The organism is Aquimarina sp. MMG015, from assembly GCF_018100855.1.
GTDB classification, from domain to species: domain Bacteria; phylum Bacteroidota; class Bacteroidia; order Flavobacteriales; family Flavobacteriaceae; genus Aquimarina; species Aquimarina latercula.
In genome coordinates, this window is sequence record NZ_JAGJEB010000001.1 from 186,365 (window position 1) to 203,904 (window position 17,540).

Genomic DNA, 17,540 nt, shown 5'->3' on the forward strand with positions numbered 1-17,540 from the left:
TGAAAACGAAGATCATATCATGAAAGATTTTTTTGAAGCGATACAATCCCTATTTGTAGATCTGCTTTTAGCTCCAATGGATGCTCTAAGAGCTTTAGAATTAGAGAGCTGGAGTGCTGCGAATATCATAAATTGGATGTTTATGCTAATTGGTTTTGTAGCTTTTTTATATTGGATGAAGGAATTAAAGAAGTTTAACGACAATGACGAAGAAGATAGAGATCCAAAAGCTCACTCATTTTTAAAACCATAATATCTATTTATTAGAATAAAATATTGAGGAAATTTATCCTCTTTTACATAAAAAAGTCAAGTGTTCTTAAACACTTGACTTTTTTTATACGATTTGATTTAAATAGAAAACTCTATAAATCAAATCCTAAATCCTTTCTATAATACATTTTATCAAAATGCAATTCTTCGATGTTTTTATATGATAACTTAAGTGCTTCTCTAAAATCATCATGGAATGAAGTTACAGCAATAACTCGTCCACCATTAGTAACCACTTTATCAGCTTCTATTTTAGTTCCGGCATGAAAGACAATAGAATCATCTATCCTATTAATACCTGTGATTTCCTTTCCTTTTTCATATGATTCTGGATATCCTCCTGATACCGTCATTACGGTTGCGGCACTTCTAGGATCTATGTCGATATCTATTTGATCCAAAGTTTGATTTGATACATGATTAAATAAGGATACTAAATCCGTTTTTACTCTAGGTAGCACCGCTTCTGTTTCTGGATCTCCCATTCTTACATTATACTCTATTACTTTAGGATCATCACCTACCTTTATTAATCCAATAAAAACAAAGCCCTTATAATCGATTTCTTCCTTTACTAAACCTTCTACTGTTGGTTTGATGACTTGAGTTTCTATTTTATTCATAAAAACATCATCCGCAAAAGGAACCGGAGAAATTGCTCCCATTCCTCCCGTATTAAGTCCTGTATCTCCTTCTCCAATGCGTTTGTAATCTTTTGCCGTTGGTAACGTAACATAGTTTTTACCATCCGTTAGTACGAAAACACTTAATTCGATTCCATCTAAGAATTCTTCAATCACTACTTTTTCACTTGCAGCACCGAACTTTTTGTTCGTAAGCATATTTTCAAGTTCTCTTTTAGCTTCGTCTATATCTTGAAGAATAAGAACTCCTTTACCAGCAGCAAGACCATCCGCTTTTAAAACATATGGCGGATTTAATGTTTCTAAAAACTCTTTCCCTTCTTTAACTGTCTCTGCTGTAAAACTTTGATATGCTGCAGTTGGTATATTATGTCTAAACAAAAATTCCTTAGCATACTCTTTACTACCTTCTAACCTAGCTCCTTCTTTTGATGGTCCAATAACAGCAACTTTGTTTAGTTCATCATCTTGTGAAAAGAAATCCGTTATTCCTTGTACCAAAGGATCTTCTGGTCCTACCACAACCATTTCTATTTCTTCTTTTAAAACAAGAGCTTTGATCGCCTCAAAATCTGTAACTGATATTGCCACATTCGTTGCAATGGCAGCTGTACCTGCATTTCCTGGGGCAACAAATAATTTTTTACATAAACTGCTCTGAGCAATTTTATAAGTAAATGTGTGTTCTCTTCCTCCAGATCCTAATATTAAAATATTCATTTTCAAACGATTATATGATAGCTAAATTTTATGCGATCAAAAATAGTTCATTAGCTGTTTTCTTGCTAATAATTTCGTGGTCTATTTTACATTTTTAAACTATTATACCGGAGTATTACGTATGATTCTGCTGCTTAAAATGCTTCTCTTCTTAAGTAATAATGGCATTATAATAGAGAAAAATACAATCCCATTAAATCGTACCAACATGGATTCGAATACAAGTGAAACAAATAATATTAAAAATACTGAAAATTCATTTCGACTTCTTTTCATACGTATTGCCAAAACAACAAAAATGAATATTAACACTCCTAATCCCACTACTCCTGTCTGAAGTAATGTTTGAAGAAACTGATTATGAGCATTATACTTATTTTCAAAATTATAGATGTACCCTAATTCTTTATATTTTTTAATTAACACATCATTTGCATCCCCAATTCCATATCCCAATAGTGGTGCTTCTTTAATTAGTTCAGCACTAGACTTCCAAGATAACAGTCTTGCTTTTTCTGAAGTAGAATTCGCATATTCCATTGTCATTCCAAAGTCTTTAACTTTTGCATAAAAATCAAACACACGAGGATTATTGACAAACACTAAAATTCCTAAAAGGAACATAATAATCATTGTATGCTTTCTACTTTTATCAGAAATATTAAAAATCAAAAGTAAAGACATTACCGTAAGGATCATATATGCTGCTATAGAAGCCAACAAAAACAGATATAGAAATAATACAAGAACGATCGCAGTTCTCAATTTTGTATCTAAACTGTTTTTTAAATAATAACTTAATACTAATAATATATATAATGAGAGATAACTAGGGTTAATTAGCTTAGAGAACTCATCACCAATAAAATAGTTCCATCCATTTATAATTGCATCTAAAAAAGTATTGAGATCTGCCATTGAAATTTCTAAAGAAAACCCTCCTTTTATTATTGACATTGAATGGGAAATTGCAATTGAAAAATTTATGAAAAATGAGATAATCAATCCTAAAAGCAAAAAATCAAATAACTTTCTTACAGAAGACGCATCCTCTTTTACAAAAAGAAAAATTACAGGAAACAAAAGCAACGATAAAGATCGTTGTAGTAAGTTTAATCCACCAAAAATATTATCTGTATATATTAAACTAAATAGCATTATAATAAAATACAAAGGGAATAATAATAGGGCTTTATTCTCTAAAACAAACTTCTTCCTTGATTGAAAAATATTCACTATTCCAAGGCCTATAGAAACAATAAAAAATGGGGTAGGGAGATTAATTCCTAATGGTAATAGAAGAAATGCTATATATAAACTATTCCAAAAAATAGTAAGTACCAAACTATCGTCATGTTTGTAAAACATTTCAGTTAGGGTATATATTTTTTTATCTAATCTCACTTTTTTAGCACAGTTTATTGGATAAATTGTTTTGTATAAGAAGCTATTAGAAAATAAGACCTCATTAGTTTTTACCTTCTCTTAATTTAATTACAAATTCACTAATATGCTTTCTCTTGTCCTTTGATGAGATTTAATATTGTATCAATTATAATTTTTGAATCTAACAATAATGACCAATTTTCTATATAAAAAATATCGTACTTGATTCTATTAACAATATCCTCATCATTTTCAACTTCTCCTCTATATCCTTTTACTTGTGCCATTCCTGTAATTCCTGGTTTTACTGAATGGCGGAACACAAAATTATATTTATCTATTCTTTTACCATAATCCTTGGTATAAGAAATCATATGAGGTCTTGGTCCAACAACGGACATATCACCAAAAAGCACATTAAAAAATTGTGGTAACTCGTCTATACTGGTTCTTCTTATAAAACGACCTATTCTGGTAACTCGATGATCCTCTTTTTTAACTTGAACAAGGTCAGAAAAATTTTCATCTCTCATTGATCTAAATTTATAACAAACAAATTCTTTGTAATTAATTCCATTACGTCTATGGCTATAAATTAATGGGCCTTTAGATTCTAGTTTTATTAAAATATATAACAAAGGAATTAACCATGAAAGCACCAAAATGATAACCAATAAAGAAAAAACAATATCGAAACCTCTTTTAATAGCTCTATTTGTTGCGCTGTTTAATGATACTTCTGGAATTGATAGAACAGGTAAGTATTCATAATAATCGGTTTTAAGACGTTTAGAAAAAATACGTTGCGAATTGGGTATAAACTTGAGAACACTGTAATTCTGATCTGCATATTTTACATATTCATTTACCACTTCATCAGAAATTTCATCTATTGAACAATATATTTCATCTACATCCTCATTTTTTAAAAACTTAAAACTATCCTCAATTTTATTATTAAGTTGATCTGAAAATACCTCTAAGACCTGATAACCTAGATCTTTTCTTTTCTCAAAAAACATCTTTAATTGTTGAGCACTTTTATTATTCCCAATGATAATTACTCTTCTATTATTTCCGCCCAAATAAGAACGATATCTTCTAAGAGCATAATATGTAATCACCTTAACAACACCTACTGAAGAAATAGTTATTGCAATGAAATCAAAGGTATCTTTTACGGAAAAGTAATTTATTTTTAATAATCCGAAGTAAGCATATAACAATATGAGAACCAATAATCCTTGTCGGATTAAAAGTGAAATAACTGTAATTATCTTGGTAAATCGGTATACTTCATAAAAATTTAGTAAGTAAGAGGAAATCAACCAAACAATTGATAAAAACACATAAAGTTGATTAGTAACAATTTCATTTAAAAAATAAAAAGAAGAAACTAATAAAATAATTAGATCAATTACAATAAGTATTGGTCTAATTAAATATGAATATCCTCCTCTTTTATGATGCATTAGATATTAAGAATAAGATGAAAAATCTTTATGTTCACTTCTATATAACTCCTCCTTAGATAGACTCTTAAAATACTCTAAGGTTTGCTTCATTCCTTCAGATCTATCAACCTTTGGTTCCCAGTCCAAAATTTCTTTTGCTCTATTTATGTCAGGTTGTCTTTGTAAAGGATCATTAACTGGTAATGGTTTATAAATTACTTTTTGATCAGTACCGGTAAGTCCAATAATCTCTTCAGCAAAATCACTAATTGTAATTTCATTTGGGTTTCCAATATTAACGGGATATACATAATCACTAAACAGTAATCGATAAATTCCTTCTATTAAATCGTCGACATAACAAAAAGAACGTGTTTGAGAACCATCACCAAAAACGGTAAGGTCTTCTCCTCGCAAAGCTTGTCCAATAAAGGCTGGAACCACTCTTCCATCATTTAATCGCATTCTAGGTCCGTATGTATTAAAAATACGTACGATTCTTGTTTCTACTTTATGATACGTATGGTATGCCATAGTTATAGATTCCTGAAATCTCTTTGCCTCATCATACACTCCACGTGGTCCAATAGTATTCACATTGCCATAATAATCTTCTGTCTGAGGGTGAACTAATGGATCACCATATACCTCACTAGTTGATGCTATTAAAATTCTTGCATTTTTCTCTTTAGCTAAACCGAGTAGATTATGTGTTCCAAGAGATCCAACCTTCAAGGTTTGAATAGGAATTTTAAGATAATCTATTGGGCTTGCTGGAGAAGCGAAATGTAATATATAATCTAAGTTACCAGGAATATGAACAAACTTTGAAACATCGTGATTATAAAACTCAAAGTTTTTTAATTTAAAGAGATGCTCTATATTTTTTAAATCACCTGTTATCAAATTATCCATTCCAATAACGTGATACCCTTCTTTAATAAAACGATCACAAAGATGTGACCCTAGAAAACCAGCTGCTCCAGTAATTAGAACTTTCTTCATTTTATAATTTTAATATCTTTTCTTCCAATAGAAAAGTATGTAATTTCTTCTTCCTCCAAATCTGTAAGATCATATAAGTTTCTACCATCAAAGATAATTGGATTTATAAGATTATTCTTTATTCTATCAAAATCCGGAGTCCTAAAAATACTCCACTCCGTACATATCACTAAAGCATTTGCACCATCCAAAACTTCATACATTGATTTTGAAAATGTAATTTTGTTTTCATATTTCCTAGCTACATTATCCATAGCTTCAGGATCAAAAGCTCTAACATTAGCTCCTTTGCTCAATAAAACGTCTATTACATCTAACGCAGGTGCTTCTCGGATATCATCCGTCTCAGGTTTAAATGCCAGTCCCCAAATAGCAAAAGTTTTGCCCTTAAGATCATCGTTAAAATAATTCGTGATTTTTGGAATTAACGCTACTTTTTGCTTTTGATTTACTTCGATTACAGATTCTAATATTTTAAAATCGTAATTATCATCCTTTCCGGATTTATGTAATGCCTTAACATCCTTAGGAAAACAAGAACCACCGTAACCAATCCCTGGAAATAAAAAACGCTTTCCTATTCTAGAATCTGTTCCCATACCTCTACGAATCATATCGACATCAGCACCTACCTTCTCGCAATAATTAGCTATTTCATTCATAAACGTAATCTTAGTCGCTAAAAATGAATTTGCCGCATATTTAGTTAATTCAGCTGACTTTTCATCCATAATCAATATCGGATTACCAGATCTAACATAAGGCTTATATAGCTTTTGCATAAGCTCCGTTGCCCTATTAGATGAAGAGCCAACAACAATTCGTTCCGGCTTCAAAAAATCATCAACGGCAAACCCTTCCCTTAAAAATTCTGGGTTAGATACCACATCAAAATCACATTTTGCGTTTACTGATATAGCTTTGTGAACTTTTTCTGCAGTGCCAACGGGAACAGTACTCTTATCTACAATGACCTTATATTCTGAAATAATTTTACCTATTTCATTTGAAACCCCTAAAACATATGATAAGTCAGCAGAACCATCCTCATCTTCTGGAGTAGGTAAGGCTAAAAAGATAATTTCTCCGTGATCTATTCCTTCTTTTAGAGAAGTTGTAAACTGTAACCTATTGGCTTGGATATTTCTCTCAAACAACACATCTAAATGAGGTTCGTAGATAGGAACTTCACCATCTCGCATTTTTTGAACCTTTTGTTCATCTATATCAACACAAATAACCTCATTACCCGTCTCAGCTAAACAAGTTCCCGTAACTAAACCAACATAACCCGTTCCTATTACCGATATCTTCATTTATTCTTTTTCTTATTTAAAACTAGTACGCTTTATCTTCTCCTTTAAAGATATTAATAACCGTTTGTAAAATTATATTAATATCTAAAATAAGTGACCAATTTTCTACATAAAATATATCGTATCTCACTCGGTTCAACATATCTAAATCACTTGCGATGTTACCTCTATATCCACTTATTTGAGCTAAACCTGTTATTCCTGGTTTAACATTATGACGTATCATAAATTTATTTATTTTATCCTTATAATCATCTGTATGGCTCATTAAAAGGGGCCTAGGACCAACTACAGACATTTCTCCATATAATACATTAAAAAACTGAGGTAACTCATCTAGACTAGTTTTTCTAATAAATTTACCCATTCTAGTTACCCTAGCATCATTTTTGGACGCTTGCATTTTATCGGATTCTTTGTTTGGTGTCATAGATCTAAACTTATAACACAAAAAAAGATTAAAATCTGCCCCATATCGATGCTGTTTAAAAAAAACAGGACCTCGGCTTTCTATTTTAATTAATAGAGCAATTATAGGAATAAGCCAAGATAATAATAAGACTATTACCGAAATAGAAAATACAATATCAAAAGTTCTTTTTATTAAATCCTTTATTGGATCATCTAATGGTATTTTGGATAGAGAAAGAATTGGAGTAAGATTATAATAATCTAGCTCTAAATTTTTCGAAAATAATTCTTTATCGTCTGCAACAAATTTTACCACTTTTAAATTTCGTTCACAAAACTCGGTAAGTTCTTTTATTTGCTCATTACTAAGTTCTTTAGTTGAACAATATACTTCGTCAATATTATTTTCTAAAATAAAACTATAACTCTCTTCTATAGTCCCACTAATGTTAGAACTATCTCTATTATCAAAAAAACCTCTAAACTTGTAACCGTACTCCGGAGAATTATCGAAAAATGAAGCTAATTTTTTTGTAGATTGATTCAACCCTACGATAACTACATATACATTATTACTACCTGTAATTATCCTGTATTTTTGAAAAAAAACAAATAAAAAAACTCTCCAGGTAGTAATAACAATTAGGAGTGCTAAAAAGAAATTAATAATATTTGCCTTCGGTATAAATATTCCAGTGATATAGTAGTATGTAAAAACCAGCAGCGCTAATAATACCGTTTGCCGGAAAAATAAAGATATAATTTTTGTGATTTTTGTAAATCGATATATCGCATAAACAGAAATCAAAAATGATAATACAATCCAAAAAAGCATTATAAATGCTATATCCAAAAAGCTTTTGGTTAAAAGAAAATATGCGAAAAAAGAAACCATTAATAGGTCAATACCATATAAAAGTGGCCTTATGTATTTTGAGTATCCACCTTTATTCATAAACACTTTTTTCGTGACTCTCTCGAATTAAACTATTGTCATCCATCCTATTTCTCCAACGGTCATATAGCTTTTCTATTGTTTTTTTAAACTCTTTTTCGAATCGCTCTTTACTGAAAAGCTCTGCCTGCTTGCGAATTGTTTGCTTATCAAAAGACCGCTCGTGTCTTTCAAAAAATTCAATTGCTCCAAGTAATGAGTCAATAGTCTGTTCTTTAAAAAAAACTCCTGTATTCCCTTCTATTACATTATCTGTTATAAAACAACCCTTAATTGTTTCTAAAACTCCTCCTTTAGCAAAAGCGATAACAGGTACTCCACAAGCCTGAGCTTCAATAGGAGCTATTCCAAAATCTTCCTCTGCAGCAAAAACAAAGGCTCTGGCTTTTTTAAGAACATCCTTTTTATCCTTTGTGCTTAAATAACCCTTCATCTCAATGTTAGGTTTACTTATTTTTTTTATTTTCTTATAATCTGGTCCATCTCCGATAATAATTAATCTTTTATCCGTATTAGAAAAAGCTTTCGCTATGAGATCTATCTTTTTATATGGAACTAAAGAAGAACAAGTAACATAATAATTTGAAGTTTCTGATGAAATTTCAAATTTCGTTGTTTCTACTGGAGGGTAGATTACTTTAGCTTCTTTATTATAAATTTTTCTTATCCTATTTGCTACATATTTGGAGTTTGCTATGTAAAAATCAGGCCTATTAACAGTGGCCACATCCCATATTCTGAGTCTGTGAAGAAAATACTTAGCCGCGAAACCCTTTAGACCTCTATTAAGTCCACTTTCTTTTAAATATTGATGATACAAATCCCAAGCATATCTCACCGGAGAATGCATATAACAAATGTGTAACTGATTATGGTTAGTAATTACACCTTTTGCAACACAAGAGGATGAAGAAATAATCAATTCGTAGTCACTAAGATCGAACTGTTCTATTGCTAATGGAAATAATGGTAAATATGAGCGGTATTTTTTCTTTCCAAAAGGAAGTCTTTGGATAAATGAAGTTGTGGGTTCAACACCTTTAAAAACAAACTGCTTTTCATCCTCAGACAAGGTATTTACCAAGGTATAATAATCAAAGTCCTTCCATATATCAGTGATACTTGCAACACAGCGTTCTCCTCCTCGATATTGCGTATACCAATCATGTATTAAGGCTTTTTTCATTATTATCCCTTTGTAAATTAAATAACAAACTGAGTTTGGGAAAACCAATTAGTAACAACATCTAATTTCCTTACCAATCTTAAAAAACAAAGTTAAATTAATTTATCAGTATTAACTGAAATTTTATAGGAAATGAAGTATTTAACCCAACTATATTTCTTTCAGGATAGAAAACATTTTTAATGCGCTCTTCTCCCAAGAATATTTTTTTTGAAAAAAAGAACTATTTGGGACTATTGGATTCTTTAAACTCTCTTGAATTTTATTAGTCATATCTATCTCATCTAAAGGATCAAAATATATTGCCTGTTGCCCACAAATTTCTTGAAAAACTGGAATATCAGATACACATATACTAGTACCATAACTAGCTGCTTCTATAATAGGGATTCCAAAGCCTTCATAAAGGCTAGGATATACAAACAATGTAGCATTCTTGTAATACGTCGCTAATTCTTGATCTCCAATATTCTGCTCAAAAATTACTCTATTATTTTCAGTTAAGTCTTCTTTTGCATAAATACTACTATAGTTCCCGACTATAATTAGTTTAATTTTTTTATTTGAAATTTTTGAAAATGAATTTATTAATCTTTTGAAATTTTTTCTAGGTACATGTGATGACACTGTAAGAATGTACTTCTCATCTTCATGCTTATTTATACAGTTTAGATCTTCAAAAAAAGGAGTCGCTGCATTATAAATAACTGAAATTTTCGTTTTTTCAGCACCCAATATATCTTCAAGTTCTTTTTTTGAAGTCTCACTTACAGTGAATACGTGTAGTGCTTTTTTTACAATCTTTGGAATTAGAAAATTATATACTTTTCTAAATCCAAATGAAAACCATTCTGGATGATGTCTAAATCCCAAATCATGAATTGTTACGACTTGTTTTTTTACAAAAAGAGGTCCCGTATTGCCTAAAGAGACTAGTAATCCATTATGTTTATCGACATATCTTTTTAAATCCACCTGTTCCCACAGGTGTCCTTGAAATCTTCCAATAACAATTGCTTTTAGTTCCCTAAATATATCACTATGCAAGATGTTTTTTGGTGCTACAAAAATAAATTGATCATCCAATTTTTTCAACTCTCTGCATATTTCTATTGCAAATCGTTGAACACCAGAAACGGGTTGTGTTAAAAATCTACAGTTTACAATAAAAGGGGTATTTCTTCGTGACATTAACATATTTACTTCAAATAATAAAAAATAAATTTTAACTATTAATTATTTTTACTGATAACTGTTTTATTAATAATAAAAATTCTTGAATTTGCCTAATTATTGTTTTTGAAAAACATAATTACAAGTACAGGGTATTATATTTGCCAAAAAAGGCATTTTCCCCAAAAAATAATAATACATAGTAGCTACTGGACCCCTCGATATTGTAGAAAAATGAAATTCATAATAGGATTTCAACCCTAAATCAGTTGCGATTGACATTATTTCTTTAGTTATTAATACATCTTCCGGTACATGAGGACGCTTTTTATTAACTCTTTTGTATGCCAATGGATACAAGAATTTTCTACAACTAGGTTCATACATATATATGCATCTCCCTCCCTTTTTAAGAACTCTTTTTACTTCTTTCAAAGTTTTTTTGTGTTTTACAAAATGATGAGCTGCTGCAAAGGCAAAAACTAAATCTACCGAATTGTCTTCTAAAGGTATCTCATAAGATTTACAAGCAAAAGAATGATCAATTTTAACTCCAAAAACCTTCTCCCAGTTTTTTAAACTTTCTATAGCATAATTACTTATATCAGATAAATAAACCTTTTTAGAATACTCTTTTTTAATTAAACAGGATGCCCAGCCTTGTCCACCTCCTAATTCCAATATAGTTTCAGAATTTTGAAATAGATCTTCATGTTTTTTAAATACTCCATAAAACACCTTAGCCTCAGATAATTTATTCAAAAGGTTCTTAGTGGAAAAATTAGTTGGATTCTCTGTGGGAGAATTTTTCCAAAATTCTATTTCAATTCTTTCCTTTTCTTCTAGATTCATTTTTTACTAAATTATTTTTATTAACAATATCAGTTGTAACATATAATTAATTCTAAAACCCTAACCATCAAGTGTTTCATGACATTTATTAATGTCATTAGTAGATAATAAAATTAAAGACACGAAAAGGCTAAAAAATAGTACTCCATCCGAACGACTAAGCAGGTTTTCTGTTATAAATACAATAGAACTAATTAGTACAAAATAAAAAAGAACACTTTTTTCGATAAGGAATGTTTTTTTTATCAAAAAAATTAAAAACATCAAAAAAGTAATTAGTCCAACAATACCAGCACTTAAAAGAAAGAAAAAATATTGATTATGTGAATTATAATCCTTCCATTGATAAATTTCAGCTCCTATTTTTTGATCATAACAATTTGATAGATTTTCTTGAACATCTCCGATTCCTAATCCAAATAACCAGTTATCCTTCGCAACGATTCCTGAACAATAATAGATCCCAACTCTTACATTTGTAGAGTTGTAATTATATATATCATTCCCTGTTGTCGGGAGAATAAAAATATTATCTAAAATTTCTATAAACCTTGTTTGTATTGGTTTTAATGTTACCAATAAAATGCAAAAGCACCCTAAAAAAATACCACCTAACAAAGTTACTTTTTTAAGATTATAGTACTTAAATAGTATCATTGTCATAATTCCGGCAATAAAAGTTGCTATCAGAGGCATTCTGGAAGAAATTAAAACCATCCAAAAGAGCATCAAACAAATTATAAAGATCTTAACAATTTTTTGCAAAACCGAATGCGACCTAAACTTCAGTTGATGATAATTAAAATAGATTACAAACGACATCCATAAACCTTGATAAATAGGATGTGAATCAACAAGTTTTGTAATAAAATTTCTCAATCTTCTTATTTTTACCTGTTGAATCTGATCCTGACTTATATTACTTAAATGATGTAAATTGTTTCTTTTAATTTCTGCTATACTAAGGTCATTTGTTAAGATATCAAAATTAAATCCTAAGCATAAAACCTGATATATAACAAAAACTAGTACTGACAAACAAAACAAATTAGTAATCCAATCTATTCTTTGTTTTGTAAAAACCTGCTTGTTTAAATAAAATATTGTAGGGATTAAAACTATTGGAAACATACGTAGTAATCTTTTTACTCCATCGGGAATATTTTCCGTATACAACAAGCTAAAAATCAGAAAAACAAAAGAAATGGATAAAAAAGCAATTATAAATTTGTCCGTTTTATCTATTATTCTTGGGAAAGAATAATTCTTTATTAAACATAAAATTCCTAAAAAACCCCAAACCGCAATAAGTATAGATCTAATTCCAAAAGATAATATAGGAAACATAGATAATAAGCATGAACATATTAAAAATAAACTATTTACACTAAATCCTGACTCTAATCCGAAGAGGTATTTATAGTTGTTTAATTTCATATTTTTTATCATCTACCCAATATCTAAAAACCAACCCGAGACATATGCTCATTACCGGTAATTCAATAACATTTGTAGTTACACCATACCCAAATACATATATTGAGAGTATATAGAATAATTTGTATACTTCTGTTTTTGTTACTTCTTTATTGTAAACGCCTCTTACTAAAAAACCGTATATAATGAATGCTCCTATACCAAAAATAGCTATAAGATATACAAACAAATTATCGCCTGGATGCGATAGTTCTGGTTCAAAAATATTTTGAGGTACTCCTATTCCTCCTATTCCTCTTCCTGTAAATAAATTTCCAGATTCAGAAATTAATCTATAAGCCTCAGGCCAAGTTCCTTCCAACCTCATTTCAAAAGACCTTAAAAATTTAACACTTGTTATATCCTCAATAGAAAATGACCAAGAAAGTATAGGTAACGCAAGGTTAATAAATAATATCGTAAGCAGTCCAATTTTTTTTGAAGAATCAGAAATATGATTCCAAAGAAGTACCAGCAGTGAAATAAGAACATATGCTATTAAAATCCCTTTAGTATCTGTAAAATAAATAGCTACCCCTGCTAATATCCATACAAGATTAATTTTAAAATTTTTTAATATATACATAATCCCTAAAAAAAGCATATATCCCGCTGTTTCGAATGAAGATCTTCCTAATCCAGAAAGCCTTCTAACACCAGAAGCAGTCCAAAAACGATTCCCTTCGATAGTTTTTCCATAGACCTCATACTTAAAACCCTCCCAAGGAAAAATCAAAATTAAATTAAAAAGAACTCCTAAAATCCCAATAATTAAAATGATTTTATAAAAATGTCGATAACTCAATATTCTTTCAAAAAAAGGATACATTACAAAACCATAAAGAAGAGGTATTAAAATATAAACCCCCATAAATACTTGAAGAACGGTTTTTGTATAAATGACACCTATACAAAGCGCCAAAACAATCATAATTGCCAAAATTAAAAAATTCCTCTTTACCTTAATTTGATTTAAAAAAGAAATAAAATGGATACTAACAACAATAATCATTAGTAATTGAGAAATATAAACAATAGGGAAGAACGGAGTGTTAAATAGATAATAACGAAAAACTGAATTAAAAATACCAAATAGAAGTACTAGGTAAAAAGTGACACCTTCTAGATTAAAACTAATTTTCATTAATCATCATATTATTAAACTTATCTAATACCTTTAAGTCTTGGTAAATTTACGTTTTTAAATTCTACTTAATAATTTGGGGAAAACTTTTCCCAAACCTGAAAATGTCCATCTCTCTTTACTATTCTAAACCCAAGTCCCAAAAGAATTTCTTCACATTCTTGAGCTTCTTCCTTGGTTAATATACCAGCAAATGGATGAATTTCGAAAAAGATCATTTTAAATTTTTTGATTTCTTCTTTATGATTTCTAAAAAGCTCTAATTCTCCACCTTCAATATCCATTATCAAAGTGTCAAAATTAACATCATACTTTCTCCTTAATGAATCAAAAGTAGTACCTTCAATATTGACTTGTTTTCCTGTTTTTCTTTTTAAACTTCCTCCGACAATTAAATCATGAATATAAAACTGAGTTTCTTTTTCTTTTGTTACCACTAAATTTTCAATAGAAAAAAAACAGTTATTATCTTCTTTATTTTTTTGAATTAACGGTATCAAATTTGGATTTGCTTCCAAAACTATATGTTTAGTCCTATCTAGAAGTATTTTATTAGTTAGGCAAGATACAAATCCTAAACATCCACCTAACTCAATAACTGTTGCCTCCGGGGGTAAATATTTAGAAAGATATTCTGCCTCTTCAGTTTCATAATTGTTAAAAACAAATCGCCCTCTAAACTTAAAATCAGTAAGTGAGAATGGTATTGTAATAGAAACTCCATTATTATTGTACTTTTTAATAAAATACGTAAAATAAACCCCCGCTAAAACAAGTTTAGTGTTTTGAGGAAAGAGTTTTATTTTTCTTAATCCAAAAAAAACACTTTCGGGCAATAAGTTTTTTATGTTCTTTTTATTTTTTTCCATTAATTTCATTCTATTAATTTCAAAAACCATTCTTTTGTAAAGAAAGATGAAATCATTTTTTTAATTCCTTATATGTTTTTACATATTCATCAATCATACACTCTAAAGAATATAACTTGTGGAAATCGTTTATATCAATATTAAAAGTATTTAACTCCTCTGGGTTTTCTAATATTGATTGTAGTAAACTTTTTAAATCCTCTTTAAAAGGATTAAATGTAAACTTTGAATTACCCGTTAATATTTCCTTTATACCACCCTTTTTGCTACCTAGCACAGGAACATTACTTAAAAGTCCTTCTAATACAACTCTTCCGAATGGTTCTTCCCATAAAGATGGTACAATTAAAACGTTTATGATGTCAAAAAAAGTATCTTGTTTCATATACCCCATAAATTCAACTTTTTCATCAGGTAAAAACGATAATAGATAGTCCTTATACGATGGATCTACATTACCTGCAATGAACAGTTTCCAGTTATCGTAATCCTTAAGTTCCTCCAAACTTCTTATTAATACTTCAATTCCTTTTGCTTTATTTATTTGTCCAATAAAACCAAATTTCACAAAAGTATGTTTCTCAAAATCCGAATTTGATAATATCTCTTTTTTAGTATCAAATCCATTATAAATTACTTTCTTAAGCGCATATTTAAAATATCCTTTATCTATGTGATCTTCTAATATAAAATTACTAATTCCCACAACACTATCAACTAGCTGAGATTTCGCCTTCTTCATAATGGAAAAAAACATACATTCTGTGCACTGTTTTTCACAATTATCGTTCTTAAACTTATTGGTTTTAGGACATTGTAAATAATAATCTCTAAGTGTATGTATTATTTTGATTTGTCTCCTTTTGGCAATATCCCAAATTGCCACAGAAAAACCAGTAAGATTATTCGTGTGAATTACATTAGGACAAAATTCATCAATAATTTTATCAATATTCTTGTCATACTTTTTATTATGAATATCCGAAAAATGCCATTTTAATTTTTTAATTTTTGAATAGTTTATTTCGTTAAAGGGCCAAAATAAGTTTTCTATTTTTAATCGATAAACCAGTACATTATTTATAATAGTTTTTTCAGTTTTTTCCCCTAAAGTCAACACTGCTACCTCTATTCCATTCTTCACCATACCTTCCGTAATAGATTGAACAGAGATTTCTGCACCACCTACTTTATAAGGTTCATATAATGTATTAACAATTAAAACTTTCAATGGAATATTCTCTTTTGTTTAAATAACGTTTTTATTCTTTTCTTAAAATGTAAAAAACACAAAAACAAAACAACAACAAAGATGATGATTTTTAAACTTAAAAAATGATACACATCAAAATATGGCATATAGCTTAAAAGTGAAACTATGTAAAACCCTAAAGGCATTAAAACCATATATAGTACAGGGTATTTTATTTGAACAAATTTATTGTAAAAAAAACTAAGAGATACTGATAATAAAAACTTACTGATCAATGTGGCTACCGCTGCTCCAAAAATCCCAAGTCGAGGGATTAATGTAATATTTAAAACAATATTTATTGCTGCCGCTAGTATTGTAAATACAGGAATAATACGATTTCCTCGACCTTGAATATCATAAAACAAAGCGCTTGCGAAAAAGTAATACACACCATGGTATACAAATGCAAAAGAAATACAAGGTATTACTATCCAAGAAGCATGATATGCTTTTGGTGTAATTAACATAATTACTTCCTTACTAAAAAAAGATAATCCCAAAGCGATTACACTATAAAAAACAATAAGCAACTTTGCAATTTCCGGAATTGATTTTTGGTCATTATCCTTTATTTTTTGATTGAACCAAGGGACAAAAGCTTGATTTATTCCTGAAGCAATTAAAAAAACAATGCTACCAAAGTTATTTCCAATACTATAAATCCCCACTAAAGATGTATTCAACAACTTATTAATGATTATTCTATCAATAAGCATTGTCGTAACTCCTGATAAGGTATGGGGGATTAATGGAAAAGCATATTTTAAAGACTTCTTAAGTATATCAACATCAATTCCAAAGGTTATATATTTCCTAAACCTTGATAAAGTATAGATAAAGAAAATAACATTGGTTATTGCTAAAGAACCCAAAACTCCTTTAGCTCCCATATCTAACAAAATTACACTTGTTAATAGAAGTATAATATTTACTAAAAAAAATATTGCATTATTTTTTCCAAAACGAACGCCTTCTTGTCTAGCTTGTAATGAACTTTGATATATTGCATAACAGGGATTAAAAATTACAGATACAAGACCAAGAGCCATAAAAGGGAAAAAATCAACATTTTCTAAAAATGGTAATAACAACCATTTTCTTCCCAAAAAGATAATTCCGGTGACAACAAAACTATTGAACAAAACAAAAGTAATTATAGTTCCGAACAGTTTTTTTATCTTTTCTTGATCATCTTTAAATTCGTAATAAAACCTATTTAACGTACCGGGTAATGATAATAAATAAAATACATTCAGAAATGCATTGATTGCAATCACAATAGCTACAACTCCATAATCATATGTGGACAAATAAATTGTCAGCACAGGGATTAGAATAAAATTAATCCCTTTTTGAAGTAGCATTAAAATGCTATAAATTCCAGAATTTTTAAGAAGTTTTTTTTGACTCAACTCATTAAG

General features: G+C 29.4%; 15 protein-coding genes. 1 reads left to right on the forward strand and 14 read right to left on the reverse strand.

Annotated features, from left to right (window positions below; all coding sequences use genetic code 11):
• Window positions 1-19: 19 nt before the first annotated feature.
• Complete coding sequence (locus tag J8L88_RS00895) at window positions 20-253, forward strand: hypothetical protein (RefSeq protein ID WP_027394435.1); 234 nt, start codon at window positions 20-22, stop codon at window positions 251-253.
• Window positions 254-365: 112 nt separating this feature from the next.
• Here the strand turns inward: J8L88_RS00895 and purD are convergent, their stop codons facing one another.
• The 14 genes from purD to J8L88_RS00965 form a co-directional block, all read right to left on the reverse strand.
• Window positions 366-1,637, reverse strand: coding sequence for a phosphoribosylamine--glycine ligase (gene purD, locus J8L88_RS00900; protein WP_211059694.1), 1,272 nt, complete (start codon window positions 1,635-1,637; stop codon window positions 366-368).
• 102 nt (window positions 1,638-1,739) lie between these two features.
• Entirely contained in the window at window positions 1,740-3,005 is a 1,266-nt protein-coding gene (locus J8L88_RS00905; protein ID WP_035086053.1) for an O-antigen ligase, read from the reverse strand.
• A gap of 137 nt (window positions 3,006-3,142) precedes the next feature.
• Window positions 3,143-4,495: an exopolysaccharide biosynthesis polyprenyl glycosylphosphotransferase gene (locus J8L88_RS00910; RefSeq protein WP_211059695.1), complete on the reverse strand. Its 1,353-nt coding sequence runs from the start codon at window positions 4,493-4,495 to the stop codon at window positions 3,143-3,145.
• A 6-nt stretch (window positions 4,496-4,501) separates the two neighbouring features.
• Entirely contained in the window at window positions 4,502-5,482 is a 981-nt protein-coding gene (locus tag J8L88_RS00915) for a UDP-glucuronic acid decarboxylase family protein (RefSeq protein WP_211059696.1), read from the reverse strand.
• Window positions 5,479-6,798, reverse strand: a complete 1,320-nt coding sequence (locus tag J8L88_RS00920) for a UDP-glucose/GDP-mannose dehydrogenase family protein (RefSeq protein ID WP_211059697.1) — start codon at window positions 6,796-6,798, stop codon at window positions 5,479-5,481. Before J8L88_RS00920 ends, J8L88_RS00915 begins: the two co-directional genes overlap by 4 nt.
• 22 nt (window positions 6,799-6,820) lie before the next feature.
• Entirely contained in the window at window positions 6,821-8,164 is a 1,344-nt protein-coding gene (locus tag J8L88_RS00925; protein WP_211059698.1) for an undecaprenyl-phosphate glucose phosphotransferase, read from the reverse strand.
• The gene (locus tag J8L88_RS00930; RefSeq protein ID WP_211059699.1) at window positions 8,157-9,350 is read right to left on the reverse strand and encodes a glycosyltransferase family 4 protein; all 1,194 of its coding nucleotides are present in this window, start codon (window positions 9,348-9,350) and stop codon (window positions 8,157-8,159) included. Before J8L88_RS00930 ends, J8L88_RS00925 begins: the two co-directional genes overlap by 8 nt.
• 150 nt (window positions 9,351-9,500) lie before the next feature.
• Window positions 9,501-10,541: a glycosyltransferase family 1 protein gene (locus J8L88_RS00935; RefSeq protein WP_211059700.1), complete on the reverse strand. Its 1,041-nt coding sequence runs from the start codon at window positions 10,539-10,541 to the stop codon at window positions 9,501-9,503.
• 99 nt (window positions 10,542-10,640) lie between these two features.
• Window positions 10,641-11,375, reverse strand: a complete 735-nt coding sequence (locus J8L88_RS00940; protein ID WP_211059701.1) for a class I SAM-dependent methyltransferase — start codon at window positions 11,373-11,375, stop codon at window positions 10,641-10,643.
• A gap of 60 nt (window positions 11,376-11,435) precedes the next feature.
• Entirely contained in the window at window positions 11,436-12,812 is a 1,377-nt protein-coding gene (locus J8L88_RS00945; RefSeq protein WP_211059702.1) for an O-antigen ligase, read from the reverse strand.
• Window positions 12,793-13,995 (reverse strand): hypothetical protein, encoded by a 1,203-nt coding sequence (locus tag J8L88_RS00950; RefSeq protein ID WP_211059703.1) that lies wholly within the window; start codon window positions 13,993-13,995, stop codon window positions 12,793-12,795. The genes J8L88_RS00945 and J8L88_RS00950 overlap by 20 nt, the downstream gene beginning before the upstream one ends.
• A 68-nt stretch (window positions 13,996-14,063) precedes the next feature.
• Window positions 14,064-14,864, reverse strand: a complete 801-nt coding sequence (locus J8L88_RS00955; protein WP_211059704.1) for an FkbM family methyltransferase — start codon at window positions 14,862-14,864, stop codon at window positions 14,064-14,066.
• 52 nt (window positions 14,865-14,916) lie between these two features.
• Window positions 14,917-16,095, reverse strand: coding sequence for a glycosyltransferase family 4 protein (locus tag J8L88_RS00960; RefSeq protein WP_211059705.1), 1,179 nt, complete (start codon window positions 16,093-16,095; stop codon window positions 14,917-14,919).
• Window positions 16,092-17,531 (reverse strand): lipopolysaccharide biosynthesis protein, encoded by a 1,440-nt coding sequence (locus tag J8L88_RS00965; protein ID WP_211059706.1) that lies wholly within the window; start codon window positions 17,529-17,531, stop codon window positions 16,092-16,094. Before J8L88_RS00965 ends, J8L88_RS00960 begins: the two co-directional genes overlap by 4 nt.
• Window positions 17,532-17,540 lie beyond the last annotated feature (9 nt).

What these genes read in the sequence shown, in the direction of transcription:
- J8L88_RS00895 (WP_027394435.1), top strand. Translation starts at nt 20, where the DNA reads ATGAAAGATTTTTTTGAAGCGATACAATCCCTATTTGTAGATCTGCTT.
- purD (WP_211059694.1), bottom strand. Translation starts at nt 1,637, where the DNA reads ATGAATATTTTAATATTAGGATCTGGAGGAAGAGAACACACATTTACT.
- J8L88_RS00905 (WP_035086053.1), bottom strand. Translation starts at nt 3,005, where the DNA reads ATGTTTTACAAACATGACGATAGTTTGGTACTTACTATTTTTTGGAAT.
- J8L88_RS00910 (WP_211059695.1), bottom strand. Translation starts at nt 4,495, where the DNA reads ATGCATCATAAAAGAGGAGGATATTCATATTTAATTAGACCAATACTT.
- J8L88_RS00915 (WP_211059696.1), bottom strand. Translation starts at nt 5,482, where the DNA reads ATGAAGAAAGTTCTAATTACTGGAGCAGCTGGTTTTCTAGGGTCACAT.
- J8L88_RS00920 (WP_211059697.1), bottom strand. Translation starts at nt 6,798, where the DNA reads ATGAAGATATCGGTAATAGGAACGGGTTATGTTGGTTTAGTTACGGGA.
- J8L88_RS00925 (WP_211059698.1), bottom strand. Translation starts at nt 8,164, where the DNA reads ATGAATAAAGGTGGATACTCAAAATACATAAGGCCACTTTTATATGGT.
- J8L88_RS00930 (WP_211059699.1), bottom strand. Translation starts at nt 9,350, where the DNA reads ATGAAAAAAGCCTTAATACATGATTGGTATACGCAATATCGAGGAGGA.
- J8L88_RS00935 (WP_211059700.1), bottom strand. Translation starts at nt 10,541, where the DNA reads ATGTCACGAAGAAATACCCCTTTTATTGTAAACTGTAGATTTTTAACA.
- J8L88_RS00940 (WP_211059701.1), bottom strand. Translation starts at nt 11,375, where the DNA reads ATGAATCTAGAAGAAAAGGAAAGAATTGAAATAGAATTTTGGAAAAAT.
- J8L88_RS00945 (WP_211059702.1), bottom strand. Translation starts at nt 12,812, where the DNA reads ATGAAATTAAACAACTATAAATACCTCTTCGGATTAGAGTCAGGATTT.
- J8L88_RS00950 (WP_211059703.1), bottom strand. Translation starts at nt 13,995, where the DNA reads ATGAAAATTAGTTTTAATCTAGAAGGTGTCACTTTTTACCTAGTACTT.
- J8L88_RS00955 (WP_211059704.1), bottom strand. Translation starts at nt 14,864, where the DNA reads ATGGAAAAAAATAAAAAGAACATAAAAAACTTATTGCCCGAAAGTGTT.